19 protein-coding genes are annotated in these 20,348 nt (G+C 58.5%); 11 read left to right on the top strand and 8 right to left on the bottom strand.

The features are described 5' to 3' along the window. Nucleotides 1–25: 25 nt before the first annotated feature. Nucleotides 26–508 carry a CDP-archaeol synthase gene (locus ACWJ62_RS19375; RefSeq protein ID WP_449287637.1) on the top strand — a complete coding sequence of 161 codons (483 nt, stop codon included), beginning with the start codon at nucleotides 26–28 and terminating at the stop codon, nucleotides 506–508. On the opposite strand, the gene ACWJ62_RS19370 is transcribed toward ACWJ62_RS19375, so the two are convergent. Then, complete coding sequence (locus ACWJ62_RS19370; protein ID WP_449287636.1) at nucleotides 505–1,479, bottom strand: metallophosphoesterase; 975 nt, start codon at nucleotides 1,477–1,479, stop codon at nucleotides 505–507. The genes ACWJ62_RS19375 and ACWJ62_RS19370 overlap by 4 nt on opposite strands. 153 nt (nucleotides 1,480–1,632) lie before the next feature. Here ACWJ62_RS19370 and chrA point away from each other — a divergent pair, with 153 nt between their 5' ends. The 3 genes from chrA to msrB all read left to right on the top strand — a co-directional run bounded on the left by chrA (nucleotide 1,633) and on the right by msrB (nucleotide 4,017). Beyond that, the gene (chrA, locus tag ACWJ62_RS19365; RefSeq protein ID WP_449287635.1) at nucleotides 1,633–2,814 is read left to right on the top strand and encodes a chromate efflux transporter; all 1,182 of its coding nucleotides are present in this window, start codon (nucleotides 1,633–1,635) and stop codon (nucleotides 2,812–2,814) included. Nucleotides 2,815–2,926: 112 nt separating this feature from the next. Next, complete coding sequence (gene msrA / locus ACWJ62_RS19360; RefSeq protein WP_449287634.1) at nucleotides 2,927–3,580, top strand: peptide-methionine (S)-S-oxide reductase MsrA; 654 nt, start codon at nucleotides 2,927–2,929, stop codon at nucleotides 3,578–3,580. Between the two features lie 11 nt (nucleotides 3,581–3,591). Continuing rightward, nucleotides 3,592–4,017: a peptide-methionine (R)-S-oxide reductase MsrB gene (gene msrB, locus ACWJ62_RS19355; RefSeq protein ID WP_449287633.1), complete on the top strand. Its 426-nt coding sequence runs from the start codon at nucleotides 3,592–3,594 to the stop codon at nucleotides 4,015–4,017. Nucleotides 4,018–4,051: 34 nt separating this feature from the next. On the opposite strand, the gene sorU is transcribed toward msrB, so the two are convergent. Beyond that, complete coding sequence (gene sorU, locus ACWJ62_RS19350; protein WP_449287632.1) at nucleotides 4,052–4,372, bottom strand: SorU family sulfite dehydrogenase c-type cytochrome subunit; 321 nt, start codon at nucleotides 4,370–4,372, stop codon at nucleotides 4,052–4,054. 58 nt (nucleotides 4,373–4,430) lie between these two features. After that, the gene (gene sorT, locus ACWJ62_RS19345) at nucleotides 4,431–5,657 is read right to left on the bottom strand and encodes a SorT family sulfite dehydrogenase catalytic subunit (RefSeq protein ID WP_449287631.1); all 1,227 of its coding nucleotides are present in this window, start codon (nucleotides 5,655–5,657) and stop codon (nucleotides 4,431–4,433) included. Nucleotides 5,658–5,871: 214 nt separating this feature from the next. Between sorT and ACWJ62_RS19340 the strand changes: the two genes are divergently transcribed. Further along, a complete protein-coding gene (locus ACWJ62_RS19340) occupies nucleotides 5,872–6,636 on the top strand; it encodes a lysophospholipid acyltransferase family protein (RefSeq protein ID WP_449287630.1) in 765 nt (254 codons plus the stop codon). Between the two features lie 26 nt (nucleotides 6,637–6,662). Here the strand turns inward: ACWJ62_RS19340 and ACWJ62_RS19335 are convergent, their stop codons facing one another. Together ACWJ62_RS19335 and nhaD are read right to left on the bottom strand one after the other, a co-directional pair. Next, on the bottom strand, nucleotides 6,663–7,646 hold the full coding sequence (locus tag ACWJ62_RS19335; protein ID WP_449287629.1) for a calcium/sodium antiporter: 984 nt from the start codon (nucleotides 7,644–7,646) through the stop codon (nucleotides 6,663–6,665). Between the two features lie 9 nt (nucleotides 7,647–7,655). After that, a complete protein-coding gene (nhaD, locus tag ACWJ62_RS19330) occupies nucleotides 7,656–8,906 on the bottom strand; it encodes a sodium:proton antiporter NhaD (protein ID WP_148608878.1) in 1,251 nt (416 codons plus the stop codon). Between the two features lie 323 nt (nucleotides 8,907–9,229). Between nhaD and mqo the strand changes: the two genes are divergently transcribed. The 5 genes from mqo (at nucleotide 9,230) to ACWJ62_RS19305 (ending at nucleotide 16,810) form a co-directional block, all read left to right on the top strand. Next, nucleotides 9,230–10,711: a malate dehydrogenase (quinone) gene (mqo, locus tag ACWJ62_RS19325; RefSeq protein ID WP_449287628.1), complete on the top strand. Its 1,482-nt coding sequence runs from the start codon at nucleotides 9,230–9,232 to the stop codon at nucleotides 10,709–10,711. Between the two features lie 156 nt (nucleotides 10,712–10,867). Further along, nucleotides 10,868–12,100, top strand: coding sequence for an ATP-grasp domain-containing protein (locus ACWJ62_RS19320; RefSeq protein WP_349519326.1), 1,233 nt, complete (start codon nucleotides 10,868–10,870; stop codon nucleotides 12,098–12,100). 55 nt (nucleotides 12,101–12,155) lie between these two features. Next, nucleotides 12,156–14,180, top strand: a complete 2,025-nt coding sequence (locus ACWJ62_RS19315) for a hypothetical protein (RefSeq protein WP_449287627.1) — start codon at nucleotides 12,156–12,158, stop codon at nucleotides 14,178–14,180. A gap of 48 nt (nucleotides 14,181–14,228) precedes the next feature. Beyond that, on the top strand, nucleotides 14,229–15,899 hold the full coding sequence (locus tag ACWJ62_RS19310; RefSeq protein ID WP_449287626.1) for an acetolactate synthase large subunit: 1,671 nt from the start codon (nucleotides 14,229–14,231) through the stop codon (nucleotides 15,897–15,899). A 47-nt stretch (nucleotides 15,900–15,946) separates the two neighbouring features. Then, nucleotides 15,947–16,810 (top strand): hypothetical protein, encoded by an 864-nt coding sequence (locus tag ACWJ62_RS19305; protein ID WP_449287625.1) that lies wholly within the window; start codon nucleotides 15,947–15,949, stop codon nucleotides 16,808–16,810. On the opposite strand, the gene ACWJ62_RS19300 is transcribed toward ACWJ62_RS19305, so the two are convergent. The 3 genes from ACWJ62_RS19300 to ACWJ62_RS19290 form a co-directional block, all read right to left on the bottom strand. Next, nucleotides 16,807–17,694 (bottom strand): chemotaxis protein, encoded by an 888-nt coding sequence (locus ACWJ62_RS19300; protein WP_008171092.1) that lies wholly within the window; start codon nucleotides 17,692–17,694, stop codon nucleotides 16,807–16,809. The genes ACWJ62_RS19305 and ACWJ62_RS19300 overlap by 4 nt on opposite strands. 216 nt (nucleotides 17,695–17,910) lie before the next feature. Then, nucleotides 17,911–18,567 (bottom strand): SDR family NAD(P)-dependent oxidoreductase, encoded by a 657-nt coding sequence (locus tag ACWJ62_RS19295; RefSeq protein WP_449287624.1) that lies wholly within the window; start codon nucleotides 18,565–18,567, stop codon nucleotides 17,911–17,913. 69 nt (nucleotides 18,568–18,636) lie between these two features. Continuing rightward, nucleotides 18,637–19,233 (bottom strand): exopolysaccharide biosynthesis protein, encoded by a 597-nt coding sequence (locus ACWJ62_RS19290; protein WP_449287623.1) that lies wholly within the window; start codon nucleotides 19,231–19,233, stop codon nucleotides 18,637–18,639. 264 nt (nucleotides 19,234–19,497) lie between these two features. Here ACWJ62_RS19290 and ACWJ62_RS19285 point away from each other — a divergent pair, with 264 nt between their 5' ends. Then, complete coding sequence (locus tag ACWJ62_RS19285) at nucleotides 19,498–20,304, top strand: substrate-binding periplasmic protein (protein WP_449287622.1); 807 nt, start codon at nucleotides 19,498–19,500, stop codon at nucleotides 20,302–20,304. The last annotated feature ends 44 nt before the right edge of the window (nucleotides 20,305–20,348 follow it).

Here is a 20,348-nt window from a genome sequence, read left to right as displayed (position 1 = left end):
GGCTGTTTCAGAGAGGCGCCAACGCGTGCTGATACCCCTGGAGCTTTTTGTGATGCTGGTGCTGGCCAACGGTACGCCGGTGGTCGCAGCCGGATTGTTGAAAAACCGCTGGTCGGCGCCGGTGGATGGTGGGCGATTGTGGTCTGACGGTCGTCCTGTTCTTGGTGAAAGCAAAACCTGGCGTGGTCTGCTATCCGGAGCCTTCGCCTGTGCGCTGTTTGCCCTGTTTACCGGTCTGGGGTTCGTGTTCGGGCTTTTGTTCGGCCTGCTGGGACTGGTCGGGGACATGCTGAGCAGCTTCATCAAACGTCGTCTGGGCATGGCGTCGAGTGCCCGGGCCGTCGGGCTGGATCAGATCCCGGAAGCACTGCTACCCATGCTGCTGGCCATGTGGTGGCTGCCCGTCAGTTTCTGGGTGGTGCTGGGCGTGGTGCTGTTTTTCACCTTGTCGAACATTTTCGGGTCTCCGCTCCTCTACCGTCTCGGTATACGCCGACAGCCCCACTAATCCGGGCCGCGAGTCAGGGTGTGAAGGGTTACTTCCGGCGGGCAGTTCAGACGAACGTTTACAACAGACGTGCCCGAGCCGGGTGACGTGTAGCCCTGCATGCCGTTCATTCGCCAGTAGCCTCTTCCGAGGGTTCGCGGACAGTCAGAGTCCAGAGTTACCGGTATGCCACCGGGCAAACAGATCTGGCCTCCGTGTGTGTGACCACAGAGAAAGACGTCATAGCCTGCATGGGCGGCTTCGCGCCAGATCTCCGGTGTATGGCTGAGCAGGATGCTGGTGCCACCGGCAGGGATCCTGTCTCCGGCCTGGTGCAGGTTGTGGGCCCTGAAGAAGTGGGCGTCGTCTACGCCCGCCAGGTAAAGGGCCTGGCCATCGCGCTCAATGGGCGCCATTTCGTTCATCAACAGCTGGTAACCCATGTCTTCCAATGCCGGCAACATGCGAACGCTGTCGTGGTTGCCGAGAACAGCATAAGGCTTGCCTTTTATGCCATCCCGTAGTCGTGCCATGCCGTCCAGGGCGCCTTCGATCGGGCCCCAGGTCAGTTTCCGGTAATCGCCGGTTAACACGCACAGGTCATAGTCTAATGGTTCGATCTGGCGCAGCACTGCCTGCAGGTTGGCTTCGTCCATGTCCACGTGCAGATCGGTCAGGTGAAGAATGCGAAAGCCCTCAAAGGCTTCCGGCAGCCCGGGAACGTTGAAACGATTATGCACGGTATTCAGGCGTCGGCTATTGCTCTGGCCCCGGCCCCAAAGGCCGACCATCCGCAAACAGGTGCGGATAAAGCCGGGCGCCGTGGCCCAGTTTTCCAGGTGGAAGGAGCTGTGATCCTGCCCGAATACCTTCGCTTCAGCTTCCCGTTCAATTCCGAGCCTCTGGCGGGCGTGAACAGGGCCGAGCCGCAGGCTCAGACGGTATTCCAGGAGGTCATCCTGGTTCTCCGGTGTACGAGCCCTTGCCGTCATTTTTCTTCCTTTGTATGCCGAGCCGGGCGTGGCCGGTGTGCAAAGTGGCAAACCCTGTCTGTCATTATGGATGGCCCTCGAAGGGATGCAACCAAAACGACATAATGTTCATGTTTGATGAAACATTGGCAGGCGAACCGAATCAGAGGGTTTATGACTGATCACAAAGGTGTTGAGAAGCTGTCCGCCTGGCAAATTTTCCTGCTGTTCCTGCGCCTGGGCCTGACATCGTTTGGCGGGCCTGCAGCGCACCTCGGATTCTTCTACGATGAGTTTGTTAAGCGTCGGCAGTGGTTGTCAGACAGTGCTTACGGCGAAGTCCTGGCCCTGTGCCAGTTGCTGCCGGGGCCTGCTTCCAGCCAGGTAGGCCTGACCCTCGGTTTCCTGCGTGGTCATTACCGGGGGGCGTTCGCAGCATGGCTGGGTTTCACTCTGCCATCGGCGCTTATCATGATTGGCTTAGCGCTGGGGCTGAGCGCCTGGCCCGAGGCCGGAAGTGGTGGCTGGGTTCAGGGTCTAAAGCTATTTGTTGTAGCGGTGGTGGCCCAGGCTGTCTGGCAGATGGGGCGAACCCTGTGTCCGGACCGGCCCCGAATCGCCATGGCTTTGCTGGTTGCCGTGAGCCTTCTGTTAATCGGCGAGACCTGGATGCAGATACTGGCCCTGGCCGCAGTCGGCGCTGTCGGTTCCTTTCTGGGGTTAGGGAGCAGTGCGGCGTCTGATCCTCTGCATGTGCCGGTGCAATCCCGGAAGCCTGCGCTTTTTGCCGGGACCTTTCTGGTCCTGTTGCTGATTTCGTTCCTGCCTCAGGCGGCAGGCAGCCCCGGCTGGATCGGTGCTGAACTGTACCGGGCTGGCGCCCTGGTGTTTGGCGGAGGGCATGTTGTGCTGCCGTGGTTACAGGAGGGCTTTGTGGCCTCCGGTGCCCTGCCGGCGGATACCTTTCTCGCGGGGTATGGTGTTGCTCAGGCTATGCCGGGGCCGCTATTTTCTTTTTCGGGATTTCTGGGTGCGTCCCAGGCCGGTGCACTGGGCGGTGTGATCGCCGTAATCGCCGTTTTCCTGCCAGGCACCCTGTTGGTATTCGCCGGTCTTCCACTGTGGAGCTGGCTTCGGGAGCATCGCCGGGCCCGGTCTGCACTGGCGGGCGTCAATGCGGGTGTAGTGGGGCTTCTGCTGGCTGCACTTTATGATCCGGTATGGACCTCGGCGGTCCATAGTGCAGTGGATTTGGGGCTGGTATTGATTTTTTGGCTCTGCCTGGCCATCTGGCGGGTTCCGGTCTGGCTACTGGCGCCGTTGAGTGCGCTGGCTGGAGTGATCCTGCTGTCCTGATCAACGTAAATATAATCCGTTCTTGCCGAGCCGGCACACGGGTTGGCAAATCAGCAGGTTTCCAGCCACAATCGAGCCGTTAGAGACAGATAATTCGAACGCAGAGGTTACCATGACGACATCCTGCAGTATCCCGGGTCTCAACGTACCACGTAGCCGTTTCCCCGATCCTGAACAGGATCTGCCAGCGGCCGAGGGCGAACAGCGTGTCGTGCTGGCTGGAGGCTGTTTCTGGTGTGTGGAAGCCGTTTTTCTGGCGATGGACGGCGTAACCAGCGTCGAGTCCGGTTACGCCGGCGGTCACGCCAGCTCTGCCAATTATGAGGCCGTATGCTCAGGTACTACGGGCCACGCAGAGGTAGTGGATGTCCATTATGATCCGGCCAGGGTCAGTTTTGGCGAACTGCTAAAGGTGTTCTTCTCGGTTGCTCACGATCCCACCCAATTGAACCGTCAGGGCAATGATCGGGGCACCCAGTATCGCTCTGCCGTGTTTTACGAGACTGCGGAACAGCGGCGGGTGGCTGAGGCCTACATCCACCAGCTTGATCAGGCCGAGGTATACCCGGATCCGATCGTGACCACGCTGGAGCCGCTCGAAGCGTTTTACCCGGCGGAGGAGTACCACCAGAATTTTGCCGCCCGGAACCCCTACCAGCCATACATCATGGCTGTGGCTGCGCCGAAAATGGAAAAACTCGTAGACAGTTATCCTGATCGCCTGAAGCCGGAATTTACAGACAACGACGCAGGCAGCACCGCCTGAGGAGGCAGACTATGGGAGTTTCCGCTGCAGGTTATGACCTGACACCACTAAACGAAGCACAGGTTGAGGAGAAAGCTGCGGATCTGACATCGGAAGAGCGGCGCGTGCTGCTCGACCATGGAACCGAGCATCCGTTCTGCGGGACTTTGCTGGACAACAAAAAGGCCGGGGTATACCACTGCCGGCTTTGTGATTTGCCGCTGTTCAGCTCGAACTCCAAGTTTGATTCGGGCACCGGCTGGCCAAGCTTCTTCCAGCCCTTTGACCCCGAGCATATCCGCTACATTGAAGACACGAGTCTCGGTATGAGCCGCACCGAAATCCGCTGTCCCCGTTGCGACAGCCATCTCGGCCATGTCTTCCCAGACGGCCCGCCGCCAACCGGGCAGCGCTACTGCCTGAATTCGGTTGCCATGGTGTTTCAGGAAAACGCCTGAGACGAACATTGGGGGGCGCGCAGTGCCCCCAATTTTATTGATTGCCGCCTGTTACCAGAGCCACATAGTGTGCCACCGCCTGAATCTGTTCCTCAGACAATGACTCGTTGAACGCTGGCATGATACCGACCCCGCTGGTTACGGCATTGACCACCTGTTCCCTGGTGGGTTTGAGTTCATCCAGGTTTGGGCCGACGGCACCAGCCGAACCGGCGTCTGCCAGCGTATGGCATATCGTGCAGGCGGGTTGTGCGTCCTGAGTGAATACCTGTTTTCCTTCTTCAAGGTCGCTGGCCATTGTCAGGGGCGACAGTCCGATCAGGGCTATGGTGCCCAGTACTGCAGTTTTTCTCATATTATTGCTTTCCGAAAAGGTCGGAGCCGCCGCGTTCCCGTGTCGGCTCCGCCAATGATCAACTGACGGCAACCGTGACTCCGTGGTCGCTCCAGCCATTGTGGCCGTAGCCACGTTCATTCTCGATCCGGCCCTCAGGCTGGGTGTTGCCCCGCACGTCGGTCGCCCGGCTGACAATTCGGTGCTCTCCGGTCGCTAAATCCGCTGCGAGGACAAAAGGCCTCCAGGCATAGGGGCCAAGGTCTGGTCCCAGGAAGCGAGCCTGTTTCCAGGTTTTGCCGCCATCCACTGAGACGTCGACTTTTTCCAGCGCAACTGTGCCCCCGAAAGCAACGCCGTAGATCATGTTACGGCCGGTCTGGCCGCTTTCCAGGGGGGCGGTCACCCAGGATTTGACGTTCATTTCCCACATGGAGGGCTGGTCCGGGGCGCCCTTCACACCGACATCGCGAATCCGGTAGCCGGAGGCCTGGATCTTGGCGTCAGTCTGGTTTTCGGTGAAGGCGACGTTCTTAACGTACTTCACGTTGTTCACGCCGTAGTAGCCTGGCACCACCATGCGCAGAGGACCGCCATGGGTATGAGTCAGAGGCTCGTCGTTCATTTCCCAGGCCAATAGGGCGCTTTCCAGCGCTCGGGTTGGTACGGAACGTTCGACCATGATGGTTTTCGGGTCCAGGCCATCAGGCAGGGCCTCGCCACCGGTGCTGGTAATGTAGCGATTGCCGTCAGAAGGTCCACCCAAAGCCTCTACAACATCCTTCAATGGCACACCGGTCCACATGATGCAGCCAGCAGCGCCAACGGACCATTGGGTACCACTCGCTCCATGGGGGAAGAAGGCGCGACCGTTACCGGAACACTGCAATACGGAGGCAACGGTGGTGACCCCCATCTGTTTCAGGTCGCCGACCTTCAGGGTTCGGGGATTTTTCACGCCCTCGATCCTCACCTCCCAGGCATCCGGGTTGTCGGTTACCGAGGCTGGTGGCGCGGGCAGGTTATTACGAACGAACAAACGGTCACTGGCAGTAATGACGCCATTGCCGATGGCCCCCCGTTGGGTTTCCATCGTGTTTGCACTGTGAACGATCAGGGCGTTGCGTTCTTTCCAGGCGGCGTAATCCGGCAGTGATTTTGGTTCATCGGCTTTGGCAAGGGGTGTAAATCCCAGCACGCTTACCGCGGCCATGGCGCCAGCACTGCCAAGCAGCAGGGTGCGGCGGGTAGGGTTTTGAAGGCCCGGGTCATTCGGGCCGCGCATCAGAGCTGATTCCTGTTTCATTATCCGTCTCCTTTTTAGGGTTGTCGTCGGACGGTGGGGCTGCTCTTTCAATTATTCATGGTTATATCCTTATACCTTATAGGTAATGGTTAAAAATTAATCAATGCTTTTGTGCGTTATCCAGCGGGTTTTTCAGTCGCTATAATTCGCCTCTTATTAAATGCGCAGCAACAAGGCCGCGAACGAAGCCGGGAAACAGAAAAGAGTAGCTGAGATGATTCGATTGAAGATGAATCCGCTAACGGAGTCAGCGACGCTTCTTCGGCGGGCGGGTGTGGTCCTGGGGAGTGTCGGATTGACAGCACTCTTTTCCCTGTTGGTTTTGCTGAGGGCACTGTTCGGGAGGTTGAACCGGCCCATCGTCGACAAATACTGTCGCGAGTGGTCGGCCTCGCTGTTACGACTGGTTCGTGCCAGCCTGACAGTGCGCGGGCAAGTGCCTGATTTCGGCGACGGGCGCCGGTACATCATCATGTGCACCCATGCCAGCCACTATGATATTCCGGTCACCTTCGTATCGTTGCCGGGGTCCATCCGCATGCTGGCGAAAAAGGAGCTGTTCAGTATCCCGCTGCTGGGGCAGGCCATGCGGGCGGCGGAGTTTCCCTCCGTGGATCGGTCCAATCGGCAACGTGCGGTAAGAGATCTGGAAAAGGCCCGGGCGATGATGGAAAGCGGAATCGTGCTCTGGGCCGCGCCCGAGGGAACCCGCTCGCCGGACGGAAAACTTCTGCCTTTCAAGAAAGGCTGTTTTCACCTGGCGCTGGATACCGAGGCGGTGATTGTGCCGGTGGCCGTTCGGGGCATCCATCGGGTGCTGCCCGCCCGGACTTGGCAAATCAATCTCGGGCAGCCGGTGGATGTCAGGGTGGGAGAACCGCTGGATACAGCCGGCAAGACCAAAGCCGACCTGGAGGAGGTGATGACCGAGGTGCGCTCAAGGCTGACGGAGCTACTGGGTGACGGCGAGGCCGGTTAGCGCCGACCTCACCCAGATGCAGCCGATCAGGCCGTACCGGCTGCCACCACGGTAGACAGCAGATAGCCGGTATAGGCCACGTACACCAGTACCAGGATGCCACCATCCACCCGGCTCACCAGCTTTCGCCATCCGGTAAGCCCGTAACCCATCAGGAACAGACCCACCGTGAGCGCCAGCATCAGCGTCCAGTCACGGTAGAGCACTTCCGGGTCCACGGCCAGGGGTTCGATAACGGCGGCGAGACCTACCACGGCGAGCGTATTGAAAATGCCCGATCCGAGAATATTGCCCAGGATCAGATCGTGTTCATTCTTTTTGACAGCTGCCAGAGCCGAGGCAAGTTCTGGCAGGGAAGTGCCGATGGCAACGATAGTTAGACCGATCACCAGATCGCTGACACCAAGACTCTGGGCAATCGTGACGGCGCCCCAAACCAGCATCCGGGAACTGACGACCAGCAGCACCAGGCCAATCACCAGCCAGATCACGGCCGTTTTCAGGGGCATGGGATGAGCAATGATCTCGGCGTCGGCATCACCGGCCAGGGGGTCCGCCTTGCCTTTCAGGCCCTGGAAGATTGACCAGCCCATAACCACTGCAAATACCGCCAGCAACACCCAGCCATCCATGCGAGAGAGTTGTCCGTCGAGCAGCTGGGCGCCGGCAATGAGGGTAAGGACGATCAGCAGTGGCAGCTCTTTGCGGATTACCTGGGAGTGCACTGCGATAGGCGCGATTATGGCTGTCAGGCCGACAATGAGCGCAATGTTGGTAATGTTGGAGCCATAGCCGTTACCCAGTGCCAGCCCGGGGTTGCCGTCGGACGCCGCCATGGCAGAAACGGCCAGTTCCGGGGCTGAGGTGCCGAAACCGATAATCACCATACCGATCAGAAGGGTGGGCATGCCCAAATGTTTGGCGGTCGCCGCGGCGCCCTCCACAAACTTGTCGGCACTCCATACCAGCAATACCAGGCCAGCGATGATGGCGCCAAATGCCATTAACATAGAAAAACCTCAGTGAATGAAACGTCCGAGCATGAAAACGCCGGCATAGCCAAGGGTGTAGGCTGCCAGGAGGTGTGCAAGATACCGCATATAGGCCGCAAAGGTCAGCCCCGGGATCTTGCTCATCGCCACGATGCCGGCCGCTGAACCAATGACCAGAAGTGATCCGCCCACGCCCACAGCGTAGGTGAGCCCCATCCATTCGCCGGCGCTCATATCAATGCCCGATTTCAACAGCGCTGCTGTCAGCGGGACGTTATCGATAACCGCTGAGAAGATGCCCATCAGGTAGTTGGCATAGAGCGGCGGCAGGATATCGTAAATGGCCACCAGCGAATCCAGTGCATGAATCTCCTTGAGCATGCCCACCAGCAAAAGGATGCCCAGAAAGAACAGCAGGGTTTCAAATTCGATGATACGAATGTATTCGAGAATCGGGTCCAGGTCGGAGTCGTCACTCATGAACCGAGACACAAGAAACATGATGGACAAGCCGAACAGGAAGGTCAGAACCGGTGGAATTCCAAACAAGGCATTGCCGGCAATGGTGGTCAGGATTGTTAACAAAAAGAGCCCGCTGATGACCGCATCCACCCGTCGCACCGGGGTAGTGTTGGAACGCAGTGTCACGGTGCCTGTCAGTCCCCGTGAGAGGAAGACGGCAAGGACGAAAACCGTAATCGAGGCCGGGATCGCCAGGGTCAGCAGAGTCAGTATTTCCACCTTGTCCGCGAGGAAAATCATCAACGTAGTGACGTCGCCGGTGATCAGGGAAACGCCCCCCGAGTTGACCGCAAACACGACCAGCGTGACAAACTGGATACGTTTTTTCAGCTCCAGATCCAGGGACAGAATTAGCGAGCATGAGACTAAAGTGGCGGTGATATTGTCTGCCAAAGACGAGAAAATGAAGCAGAAAAGACCGGTCAGGAACAGTAGCCGCCGCTCGCTCACCTGTTTCGGCATGATCAGGTAAATCACGTTTTCGATCATACCCTTCTTGTTCAGGTAAGCGACGAATGTCATGGCTGCGACGAGAAACAGCCACAGTCCAGCGATTTCGGCAATGCTCTCGGAGAGGCCGGCGGAAATGGCAGACGTTTGATCCGCGTTATCACTGAACAGGAACAGCAGCATCCAGCTCATGGTGCCAAAGAACAGCGTTACCTTGGCCTTGTTGATGTGGATGGCTTCTTCAAATATGACGCCCAACAGCGCCAGAACCGCGAGAATAATCAGAAACGCATCAAGGGCAGACATTGGGGAAATCCCGTCCTGGTTACCAGAGTAGAGGCCGAAGCCGGCCAGACAGATCACGCGTGCGGATTTTAGACCTTTGACCCGCAGCAAACCACTGTTCGTAAGTGCACGTATCGGCAACTGGAACCAGTAAAAGTCTGATAAAGACGCAACGATTGACAATCGCAATTTATTATCCCGCCGAAAATCGGGATAATTGCGCGCACATTCAGACCGGAAGCAGACGGCGGCGCCGTTTACCTCGCGCCTGACCGGCTTCCGACAGGCCTCCTTGCTGATCGTGAGGGGGCGAAAAGGCTCAACACTAGCTAGGGTGAAAACCAATGGCCGTTAGACAGGCAGATGTAGTGCTGGTCGGCGGTGGCGTCATGAGCGCCACTCTCGGCATGATGCTCAGGCAGCTTGATCCGTCCCTGGACATCGTCATGGTGGAGCGTCTCGACCACGTTGCCCATGAGAGCACAGACGGGTGGAACAACGCAGGTACCGGGCATGCCGGGTACTGTGAGCTTAACTACACTCCCGAGACCGGTGATGGCGATGTCACCATCGATCGGGCCCTGCAGATCAACGCCCAGTATGAGGTGTCCCTGCAGCTCTGGTCCTACCTTGTGGAGCAGGGCATCCTGCCCGAACCATCCAGCTTTATTAACCGCACACCGCACCAGAGCTTTGTCTGGGGCGAGAAAGATGTGGCTTTTCTCAAACGTCGCTATGAACGCCTGAGTGCCCATCACCTGTTCCGTGACATGGAATACACCGAGTCCCCGAAGGACCTCGAAGAATGGATGCCCCTGATCGTCAATAACCGGGATCCGATGCAGCGGGTTGCCGCGACCCGGATCAAGCACGGTTCGGACGTGGATTTCGGGTCCCTCACCCGCAGCATGGTGAGCTGGCTGGAAACCCAGCCGAATTTCGAGCTGATGCTCAGCTCACCGGTGCACTACATCGACCAGCGGGACAACGGCCGATGGAAGATCCGCGTCAAGAACCAGAAGACCGGGGAGCTGACCAAGCTCGAGACCGGCTTCGTGTTCCTCGGCGCCGGTGGTGGTGCGTTGCCGCTGCTGCAGAAATCCGGTATCGAGGAAGCCCGGGGTTACGGTGGCTTCCCGGTGAGCGGTCAGTGGCTGGTGTGTGGCAAGCCCGACATCGTCAAGCAGCATAACTCCAAGGTTTACGGCAAGGCGCCGATCGGGGCACCGCCCATGTCGGTACCGCACCTCGATACCCGCATCATTAATGGCGAGCCTGCCCTTCTGTTTGGCCCGTTCGCCGGCTTCACCACCCGCTTCCTGAAGCAGGGCTCCATCTTTGATCTGATTGGTTCGGTGAAGCCCACCAACCTGAAGCCAATGCTCTCGGTGAGCAAGAGCAACATGGACCTGACACGCTACCTGATCGGGGAAGTGTTCCAGTCCCACAGTGACCGGGTGGCATCGCTGCGCAACTTCTTCCCGGACGCCATGGAAGAGGATTGGCAGCTGCGCATGGCCGGCCAGCGCGTGCAGATCATCAAACAGTTGGACGACGGCGGTGGCAAACTCGAGTTCGGCACTGAAATTGTGGCGGCAAAAGATGGAACGCTGGCGGCGCTGCTGGGTGCTTCTCCCGGGGCCTCCACCGCAGCCAATGCCATGATCAACGTCATCGAGCGCTGTTTCCCTGAGAAGATCAAGACTCCAGATTGGCAGGAACGGATGAAAGAGCTTGTTCCGTCCTATGGCCAATCCCTGGTAGAAGACGAAGCACTGCTCACCAAAGTTCGCGAGAGGACCCTGTCGACCCTGCAGTTGGGCTGATATTCCCAATCGATCTAAGAAAGCCTAAGGCACTGCGATTGCTGGATTCACTCCCGGCGGTCGTGGTGCTTTTTGCGTTTCGACGGGGGGCGAAATTTGCGATTTCATAGCTAATGCGTAGGGTTATAAGCCAACCCTTATGAAAGGAGAGAGCCTGTGAGTGAGCAAAAGTACAATCCTGAGAAAGGGTATATCGCGTTACTGGGCTGGAGCCTGAATGCGGTTGAAGCGGCCGACAAGTTCGATCGTCGCTATGTTGTCGTGGCACCGGACTGGGCCGAAGCCTATTGCGAAGAGCATGACATTCCCTACGTGCCCTGGAATTTTGAGCGCCTGAATGATCGTTCGGTAGAAATTGCGCAGACCCTCAAGGAGATGGGCGTCGACGTTGCCATCCCGTTGTTTGAGGAGACTGTGGAGTGGGCGGGCGCCATCAACTCGGTATTGATGGACAAGCCTCGTTTGTTCGGTCAGGCGATGCTGCTGCGTGACAAGGCCCTGATGAAACGCCGCGCCCAGCTCGGTGGTATCCGGGTGGGTATCTTCGAGGAAGCGCACGACAAGGGCGATGTTATCCGGTTCCTGAAGCGGGTTAACCAGACTCTGCTCAAGCTGGATGGTGACCCCAACGATCCCATCCACCTGAAGGCCTTTGATAAGGCCGGTTGCCTTGGTCACCGGGTGATCCGTACGCCGGACGAAGTCGATACCATCCCGGAAGAAGAGTTTCCGGTTTTGATGGAGTCGCACCTGGATGGCTGGGAGTTTGCAGTCGAAGCCTGGATCCACAATGGTAAGATCGCCTTCCTGAACATTTCCGAGTATGTGACTCTGGGCTATTCCGTGTTTGTCCCTGCGACACCGGACCTGGAGAAGTATCGGGATCAGATACGGGGCGAAATCGAGAAGCTGATCAAGACCTTTGATATCGAATTCGGGTTTATTCACCCGGAGTACTTCGTGACCAGCGACCGGACCATGTACTTCGGCGAGGTGGCCTATCGTCCGCCCGGCTTCAAGGTGTTCGAGCTGCTTGAGCGTGCCTACGGCTTCAACGCCTATCAGGGGATGATCCTGACGTTTGATCCGAAAACCACGGAAGATGAAATCAAGGCCTTCTTCCCGAAGGAAGTTGTGGATGCGAAGGGTTACGCCGGTTGTTTCGGTGTGTATCCACGCCGCCGGGTTGTCAGCAAGCTGGAAATCCCGGACGAGACCGAAAATCACGAGTATTTCGAGTCCCACGAGCTGACCGCGCCGCTGGAAGAAACGGTCACCAAACGTACCGCTTTCGGTACCCACTGGGGGCTGGTCTATTTCTTCGGTGAAGACCCTTACGTCATGCGGGACCTCCTGAAACATCAGGAAGACCTCGATTTCTATGTATAATCAGGAGAAGCATTAACAACAACCGGGTTTGGTGCCAGGCCCTGAGGATTATCGTTTGAACGATCACCAATCGGGCAGCGCAGCGCCAGCTGTAAACGTTGACAAGCTGGCTCAACGCCTGGATGACGCCATTCAGGCTTTGGAAGAAAGCCGGTCTTTTACCAAGGCCGGCAAGTTGCCGCGCGTGCTGGATATTGCCCGCCGGATCCTGCTGCAGCCGGATGGCTGCCGGATCATCGAGGAGCGCGCTGAGCGCCTTGAACTGGCGGGCGTCTTTGCCGGCACCGACTGGGCCGAACCCGGGATTCTTCTTCCCACGCTGACAACCTATTCGCTGCAGAGCCAGAATGCCGACACCGTCGTCATCGAGGCCTTCAGTGAGTTGAGGCTGCTTGCCGTCGCCCGGGGCAGCTATCTGCACCCTTCGGTGTCGGCTGAACAGGCCCACCATTACCTGACCCAGGTTCTGGCCATCAACCTGGGCCTGCTGTTTGGAATGACCGGCGAGGCTGAGCGGGAGCAGGGCAAGCTCGCGCTGATCAGCCAGAACCTTGTGCAGTATGTGGCCCACCACATCGGCTACGAACATGTCATTGACAGTCTGATCGAAGAGATCTGGCGGATCCTTGAACAGCGGCCGATCCAGGTATCGGACGTGCGCAAGATGATTACGCAGATTGCCCTTTGCCGGGCCGATCCGCAGGCCGATCTGGGCAGTGCCGGGCGCGGTGCCGACCGGTTGATCTCCAGCCTCTATGGCCCCACCCGGGCCTGCAGTGAAGACCCCGGAACCGTCGTCTACGAGCAGCGGCTGGAAACCATGGATGCCCAGGCCCTGCAGAACGAGGCCACCGGGTTTGCGCGGTCCATGCACGATACCGGCCTGGTCTCCCCTTACCATGCCTCGTTTATACGTTTCATCCTGGCGGACCAGGACACCTTGCTCAGTGAGGCGCTGGGTCTGTCCAGCACCGGCCGGGATTGCCTGATGTGTTATCGGGAGCTGGTCCACACCCTGATTAAAGAAGGTATCTATCCGGAAACGGCACAGGGCATCTACGGCCTGGCGCTGCTTCTGGAACGGGGTATTCTTTATCAACCTCCTGTTGCGCCGGGTCTGTGGCGCCAGGCACGGCTGTCTCTCTGTCCTCATGCGCGGGAGCGACTTGAGCTGGCCTATGGCTATCAACCGCAACCGAATGCCTGGCTGATTCAGGGCGTGTTGAATATGTTGGGCCAGCCTTTGGGAGTAGGGCAGGGCAACAACCCCACCTGCCAGTCGGCCCGTGCGCTCTCGATGTGGGCGTATAACGATCCGGATTATCTCTTGCAGATGGTGGCCTGGGCTGCTCGAGACAATGAAATCGTCATTCACTTTGAAGGTCAGCCGGTGTCATCGGCGCGAAGTGTCGGCGGCGTTGCTTCCGAGGTAACCCTCGATCTGGATCCTGTCTCCCTGGTAGTGGTGCCGCATCTGGACCGCATCTACGTGGAAATGGGCCGGTTGTGCGTCGGTCGCCAGGGCGATCCCCATAAATGGGTGAACCCGGAGTTCCACGGCTGGTCTGCCGGGCGCGGGTTTGCCATCAACGTGGATGTGGCCACTGGCAAGCTGCACGATCTGGAAGGCTTTATCCGGCATTTCTACGCCAGTTATCACCCCTACTACAACGGCAATCAGCCATTGATCCATCCGCAGCCTGCGGGTATTGCTGTTACCGACAGCGCCGCCCGGTTTATCGGCTGGCACGCCATTACCATTCTCCGGTCCGCGCTCGACCCGGAAGGTGAGATGCGGATTTATTTCTTCAATCCCAATAACGACAGTGGCCAGAACTGGGGCGATGGGGTCCAAGTCAGTACCTCTGGCAACGGGGAACGTTTTGGCGAGTCGTCGCTGCCTTTTGAGCAGTTCACATCGCGACTGTACATCTTCCATTATGATCCCCTGGAGCGGGGAGAGCCTGCGGAAGTGAACGAGGATGCCCTTCGGCGCGTAACAGAGGGAGTGTATCGCAGTTGGGGTCTGGATCGCGTGCCGGCGGATGCTTTGCAGGCGGAGCCGCCCATAACCGATTGATCCCGGAACCTGCCGATCACCCGGAATCCACAGATCAAGAGGAAGGCCATGGCCAACGAACAGACCCCGGTCCAAAACGGGGCCGAGTTGTTTATCCGGGCGCTGGAGAACGAAGGCGTTGAATACATTTTCGCGGTGCCCGGCGAGGAGAATCTTGCCTTCCTGGAGGCCTTGAGGACGTCCAGTATTCAGCTGGTCCTCAACCGCCATGAGCAGGCCGCCGGGTTCATGGCCGCCACCTATGGTCGCCTGACGGGCCGGGTGGGGGTCTGCCTTTCCACGCTTGGGCCTGGCGCCACCAACTTCGTGACTGCCGCCGCCTACGCCCAGCTGGGCGGTATGCCCATGATGATGATCTCGGGCCAGAAACCCATAAAGTCCTCCAAGCAGGGGTTGTTCCAGATTCTGGATGTGGTGGACCTGATGCGTCCGCTCACCAAGTACACCCGGCAAATCAGCAATGCCAACACCATCCCTGCCAAGGTTCGGGAAGCCTTCCGCCTGGCCTCTGAAGAGCGCCCGGGTGCCGTGCATCTGGAGCTGCCGGAAGACATTGCCGACGAGACGCCTGAATCTGACACCCACATCTTCAAACCCAGTGATGCCCGCCGACCCTCGGCCAGCCCCAAAAGCCTGGAGATGGCCTGTGAGATGCTTCGCGAAGCCCGGCATCCGCTGATCATGATTGGTGCCGGCGCCAACCGGAAGCGAGTGTCTCAGGCGCTGCTGCACTTGGTGAATGTCACCGGCATCCCGTTCTTTACCACCCAGATGGGAAAGGGCGTGGTGGATGAGCGGCACCCACGTTACCTGGGCAATGCCGCCCTGTCGGCCGGGGACTTCGTGCACTGTGCGATCGATCGTGCCGATCTGGTGATCAACGTGGGCCATGATGTGGTGGAAAAGCCTCCCTTCTTCATGACCCCCGGCGGCAAGAAGGTCATTCATGTGAACTTCAGTGCGGCCGACGTGGACCCGGTGTACTTCCCCCAGCACGAAGTTGTCGGGGACATCGCCAACAGCGTGGAATACATGGCCGAGAACTGTGGCCAGTGCGCCAACCACGATTTCACTCGCCTGATGGAAGTGAAGGAGGCGGTGGATGCGCACCTGCAGGAGCGGGCTGAAGACGATCGCTTCCCGGTGATCCCTCAACGCATTGTTCATGATGTGCGTGATGTGATGCCTGACGATGGGATCATCACGCTCGACAACGGTATGTACAAACTCTGGTTTGCCCGCAATTACCGCGCCTACGACAACAATACGGTTCTGCTCGACAACGCCCTGGCTTCCATGGGCGCCGGGCTGCCCAGCGGCATGATGGCCTCCATGCTGTATCCGGATCTGAAAGTGATGGCGATCTGTGGCGATGGCGGCTTCATGATGAACAGCCAGGAGCTGGAAACTGCGGTGCGACTGAATCTTAACCTGGTGGTGCTGATTATCAACGACAGTGCCTACGGCATGATCAAGTGGAAGCAGGGCCAGGAAGGCTACAGCGATTTCGGCCTGGATTATCGCAACCCGGATTTTGTCACCTATGCCCAATCCTATGGCGCCAAGGGTCACCGCGTGACCCGCACGGAGGACCTGCGGCCAACCCTGGAAGGCGCCCTGGCTGAAGGCGGTGTTCATGTGGTGGACGTGCCCGTGGATTACAGTGAAAACCGCCGGGTGTTTGATGAGGAGCTGGCGGAACTGACCTGCAAACTGTGAGGGGTGTATCATGCGTCCATGGATGATGAACCCGAGGTAGCACTGCAATGATCCGTTCCTTTTTTCGCGGCCTGATGGCCGTCGCGACACTGACGTTGCTCGCCGGGTGTAGCAACCCGGAGACACCCCAGGAAGTGGCGGCGGCCTTCTGGCAGGCCATGGCCGAGAATGACGCCGGCGATGTAATGGAATACTCCACCCTGGCGGAATCCGCCGCGTTCGACGGTTACAAGCGCAGCTGGACCGACGCCGTGCCATCCTTCGGCCGGGTGGTCATTGAAGATCGTGAAGCCACTATCGTGACCCGCCTGCCGGCTGAAGCCGGAACCGAAGGCGAGCGGCTGGAGCTGGTCACCTATCTCGTACGGTTCCAGGATCAGTGGCTGGTGGATTACGACCGCACTGGCGATGCCATCCTTAACCCTTCCCCGTTCACCAGCATCATGGGCGAGCTCAGCCGGCTCGGTGAAGAGCTCAGCGCCCGTTTTTCCTCATCTTCTGACGATTTTGAGCAGCAAATGGAGCAGCTGGCGCGGGATCTGGAGGCCTACTCCGAGGAAATCGGCCGTGAGGCAGAGGGCGCCATGGAGCAGTTCGGCAAGAAGTTGCAGGAAGCCATGCGGGAGCTTGAGCGCTCGGTGGAAGACGCCCTGAAAGACAGTGAGCCGACACCGGAAGAGGACCGGGTGATTCTGGAACAGGCTGCCCGGGATCTGGACCGCCAGGCCGATGAGCTGAACGACCCGACCATGGAATCGCTCGCCAATGCCAGCCGCACCGTGGCGGAAACCGGCGAACGCTTCACGCGTCTGAGTGAAGATACGCTGAATCGTCACCGGGAAGAGTGGCAGCAGAGGCTGGCTGAGATGCGCGCTGACGCGGACGACTTTATCGAGCAGCTCAGGCTTTAGCGGGCCTGTTCGGCGCCTCGCAGCATGGCCTGAAGCAGCTCCTCGGCATCGAATTTGGTCAGCGCTTCGTTGGCGCCCACCTGATTGGCATAGCTCAGGCTCATCTCACTGTTCAGTGATGTATGCAGGATGATGTAAGGCTGCTTCAGTGCTGAATTGTCCCGCACATTGAACGCCAGCTCGTACCCATCCAGCCCCGGCATCTCGATATCGCTGACCAGAATGTCCGTGGGCCGGCCCAGTTCGTGGTCCCGCAGAAGGATCTGCAGGGCATCATCGCCATTGGACGTCACCTGGTAGGGGATGTCTTTGCTATCCAGCACGTCCGAGAGTTGCTTACGGGCCACCTGGGAATCGTCCACCATGAGAATGTTCAGGGACTTGAGCGTCTCACTCTGCACATCCGTGAGAACCACCTCCTGAGTGTCCAATGATTCCGGATACACCTTCGCCAACAGTAACTCCACATCCAGTAGCTGGATGATATCGCCTTCCACGTCCAGCAGACCTGTGATAAACGCCTTGCTGCCCAGGGCCTTGGGTGGCGGCATCACAGATTTCCAGTCAGTCTCGATGATCTGTTGCACGCTGCGCACCAGAAAACCGATCTCCTGGCGCTGGATATCCGTGACAATAATCGAGGCTTTTTCCCGTTCTTCCTGCGTCAGCGGCGGATAGCCAACCGCGGCAGCCATATCAATCACCGGAACGGCGGAACCCCGGAAGGTTGCTGTGCCAATGACGGCGTGATGGCTGTGGGGCAGTTTGGTCAGCCGCATGAAAGGCAGGATTTCCCGGATCTTCAGGGTTCCTATTCCGAACAGACGCTCGCCGGAAAGCCGGAACAGCAGAAGTTTCTGGGTCTGCTTCGCTTTGCTGGACATACAACCGGGTCCTTTCAAACGCAAAAGCCCCTGACGCAGGAGCTTTTGCAAGAAGTTGGTTCACCAGGCTGTCTGGCGGGCGCTGCTCAGCCCGCAAGCCTAGAGTATGTAGCAATAGTAGCAGCTTTACCGTGAATCGGGATTCAGAAGGATTGTTTCAAATGGTGACAGAATCCTTCCGCACGGGGTGCCTTGGGCTGCAATGCCAGTACGCCTTCAGAACGCCATTTCCTTACCGTCCCAGGCCTTGAAGCAGCCGGTCTCGGCGAGGGTGAGGTTATCAATCTGCCGCCTGAGGCCATCGACGGATTGTTCAACCGATACCTCGGCGTCGCTGCCGCCCATGTCCGTGGCCACCCAGCCCGGGTGGTAGATGCCCACGGCTATGCCTTGCTCACGCAGGTCCACAGCCAGATTTCGCCCGAGATTAAGCGCCGCCGCTTTCGAGGCACGATAAATGTACCGGCCGCCGCCAGCAGAAGCCTGGGATCCGAGCTTGCTGGAGATGATGGCGATTTTCGGGGTGCCGCCGCCGGCCAATGCCAGTCTGAGATTGGGTAGCAGCGCCTGTATGGTGAGGAATACGCCGGTCACATTCACCTGGAAGTGCTTCGCCCAGAGTTCGGGCGGGTAGCCGTCCTCCAGCTGTTCATGGCGATCGAGCAAAATGCCGGCGTTACAGATCAGGGTTGAGATTGGCTGGTTTTCGAGGCGCTTGCCCAGCGCGGTAATGCTGGCCGGCTCGGCGACATCCAGCAGCTCCATGCCCGGTTCGCTGCGGGCCGTGCCGATGACATGCTCGCCCGCCTTTTTCCACTCATCGGCCAGGCCCTTACCGATGCCGCGATTGGCTCCCGTGATAAGAATGGTCATGTTTGTATCCCTTGTGTTTAAGGCTTAACAGTAGCACAGGCCTCTGGCGATCCCGGCCGGAAGTGCTGTCTACCAGGGGAGGTTGTTCAGAATGAACCAGGCGGTACCGCCGGTCGCCAGGATCGCCACCAGGGCAAGCAGACCGTCCCGCGCCACGATGGCCAGGCCAAACGCCATCAGGGCGATTCCGGCACCGTTAGCGCTGAATGGAATCACCTCCATCAGTGGCATGGCAGCCGCCACAACCATGCAGAGGATGGCGATAACGTATTGCCCCGGCCCGCGAACCAGCCAGAGCAGCCTTTGTTTCGTCCAGCGATCCAGAAAACGGGCAGGCTTTGCCATCCAGTCGAGGCCTTTGGCAAGTTTTTCTCTCTCAATGTTCCGACGCGCCAGCTTTGAGGGAATCCAGATCGAGTGGCGCTGGAAGATCAATTGCCCCAGGGTAAGTATCACCATCAGGCCAAGCAGCGTCGGCACTCCCGGAATATCGCCGATCAATGGTGCCAGGGTGATTACGCCAGCGATCAGAACCATCGGCCCAAAGGAACGTTCACCGACGGCTGCCAGTACATCGCCCACAGACACCTGAACCTGTCCCGCGGTGCTTGCGCGGAGGCGCTCCAGAAGCTCTGTCAGGCTGGCCGGATCGTCTGGCTGGTTCATGGTGGTGCTCGTGGTCTCCTTTTGAACAGGTTTTGCAGACACTACCTTGATTGCGCAACGAGTGCATGAACACAAGATGACAGGGGAGTTAGCCCGGGCCTGGTTATTCAGAGAGTGTTCAGTGCCTGATTAATTAGTCTATATTAATTAGACCTTCCTTCCTCGGCGGCCTCAAAGATGTATACAGGCAGGAGCAACGGGTTGCCGTTCTCAAAATCGTTGCTCTCGCGTTTTTTGGCGCCCGCCTTGTGCAGATCTGCTTTGGTGCTCGCGTCCGTTCTCTGTTTTGCGGCTCCAAGCTATGGGGACTGCGACATCACCCTGCGCTGGGACGATGATCCCCCCTATTTCATGGCTCAGGAGGGTAAGGTGGTCGGCATTGATGCCGACCTGGTTCGTGAGGCCATGGGACGCCTGGATTGCGGGCTTTCCTTTCGGAAGATGCCATGGGCCAGGGCGCTTCGGGATTTGCGTGACGGGCATGTGGATATGCTCTCCGGCGCCTACCGGACTCCGGAGAGAGAGGAGTATGCTCATTACTCCGAAGTGGTCGGCCTGGTATCACCCAATATCCTGTTTATTCGGCGATCTGATGAGTCCAGGTTCGAGCTGAATGGCTTGAGGCGGCTGCTGGAATCGGGTTTCAGGCTTGGTGCCCAGATTCATGTGTCCTACAGCGATGAATACAGCGCCCTTGTCCAGAATCCGGACTACGACAAAAACATCGAGTATCTCTCCCGCCGGGAGCCGCTGTGGCTCATGCTGGCCCGCGATCGGGTCGATGGCGTGGTGGCGAGTCAGTTAACCGGGCTCTACGAGATTCAGGAACTGGGGCTGACCGGAACGGTTATTCCCAGCTCCTTGGTCGTGTCCAATAAGCCCGCCTACTTTGTTTTTTCCAAAGCAACCGTTGGCTCCGAATTTGTGGAAGACTTTGATCGCGCACTGCAGTCGATGCTGGATGATGGCACCTTTGCATCGATCGTGAATCGGTATGTCTGCGTGGCTGCAGGCGCTGGGCTTTCAGCGGTTGCGGATGGCCCAGGGGCTTGTTCCCCGGCAGAGCAATAGCGTTGAAAAGAACCGGGAATCAGCAAAATGAAAAAAGCCGGAGG

The organism is Marinobacter sp. PE14 (genome assembly GCF_053566155.1).
Note: the sequence above shows the minus strand (reverse complement) of the source record. Positions and strands in the feature narration are given on the sequence as shown.

Coding starts and splice junctions, on each gene's coding strand:
- ACWJ62_RS19370 (WP_449287636.1), bottom strand. CDS start 1,479: ATGACGGCAAGGGCTCGTACACCGGAGAACCAGGATGACCTCCTGGAA.
- chrA (WP_449287635.1), top strand. CDS start 1,633: ATGACTGATCACAAAGGTGTTGAGAAGCTGTCCGCCTGGCAAATTTTC.
- msrA (WP_449287634.1), top strand. CDS start 2,927: ATGACGACATCCTGCAGTATCCCGGGTCTCAACGTACCACGTAGCCGT.
- msrB (WP_449287633.1), top strand. CDS start 3,592: ATGGGAGTTTCCGCTGCAGGTTATGACCTGACACCACTAAACGAAGCA.
- sorU (WP_449287632.1), bottom strand. CDS start 4,372: ATGAGAAAAACTGCAGTACTGGGCACCATAGCCCTGATCGGACTGTCG.
- sorT (WP_449287631.1), bottom strand. CDS start 5,657: ATGAAACAGGAATCAGCTCTGATGCGCGGCCCGAATGACCCGGGCCTT.
- ACWJ62_RS19340 (WP_449287630.1), top strand. CDS start 5,872: ATGATTCGATTGAAGATGAATCCGCTAACGGAGTCAGCGACGCTTCTT.
- ACWJ62_RS19335 (WP_449287629.1), bottom strand. CDS start 7,646: ATGTTAATGGCATTTGGCGCCATCATCGCTGGCCTGGTATTGCTGGTA.
- nhaD (WP_148608878.1), bottom strand. CDS start 8,906: ATGTCTGCCCTTGATGCGTTTCTGATTATTCTCGCGGTTCTGGCGCTG.
- mqo (WP_449287628.1), top strand. CDS start 9,230: ATGGCCGTTAGACAGGCAGATGTAGTGCTGGTCGGCGGTGGCGTCATG.
- ACWJ62_RS19310 (WP_449287626.1), top strand. CDS start 14,229: ATGGCCAACGAACAGACCCCGGTCCAAAACGGGGCCGAGTTGTTTATC.
- ACWJ62_RS19305 (WP_449287625.1), top strand. CDS start 15,947: ATGATCCGTTCCTTTTTTCGCGGCCTGATGGCCGTCGCGACACTGACG.
- ACWJ62_RS19300 (WP_008171092.1), bottom strand. CDS start 17,694: ATGTCCAGCAAAGCGAAGCAGACCCAGAAACTTCTGCTGTTCCGGCTT.
- ACWJ62_RS19295 (WP_449287624.1), bottom strand. CDS start 18,567: ATGACCATTCTTATCACGGGAGCCAATCGCGGCATCGGTAAGGGCCTG.
- ACWJ62_RS19290 (WP_449287623.1), bottom strand. CDS start 19,233: ATGAACCAGCCAGACGATCCGGCCAGCCTGACAGAGCTTCTGGAGCGC.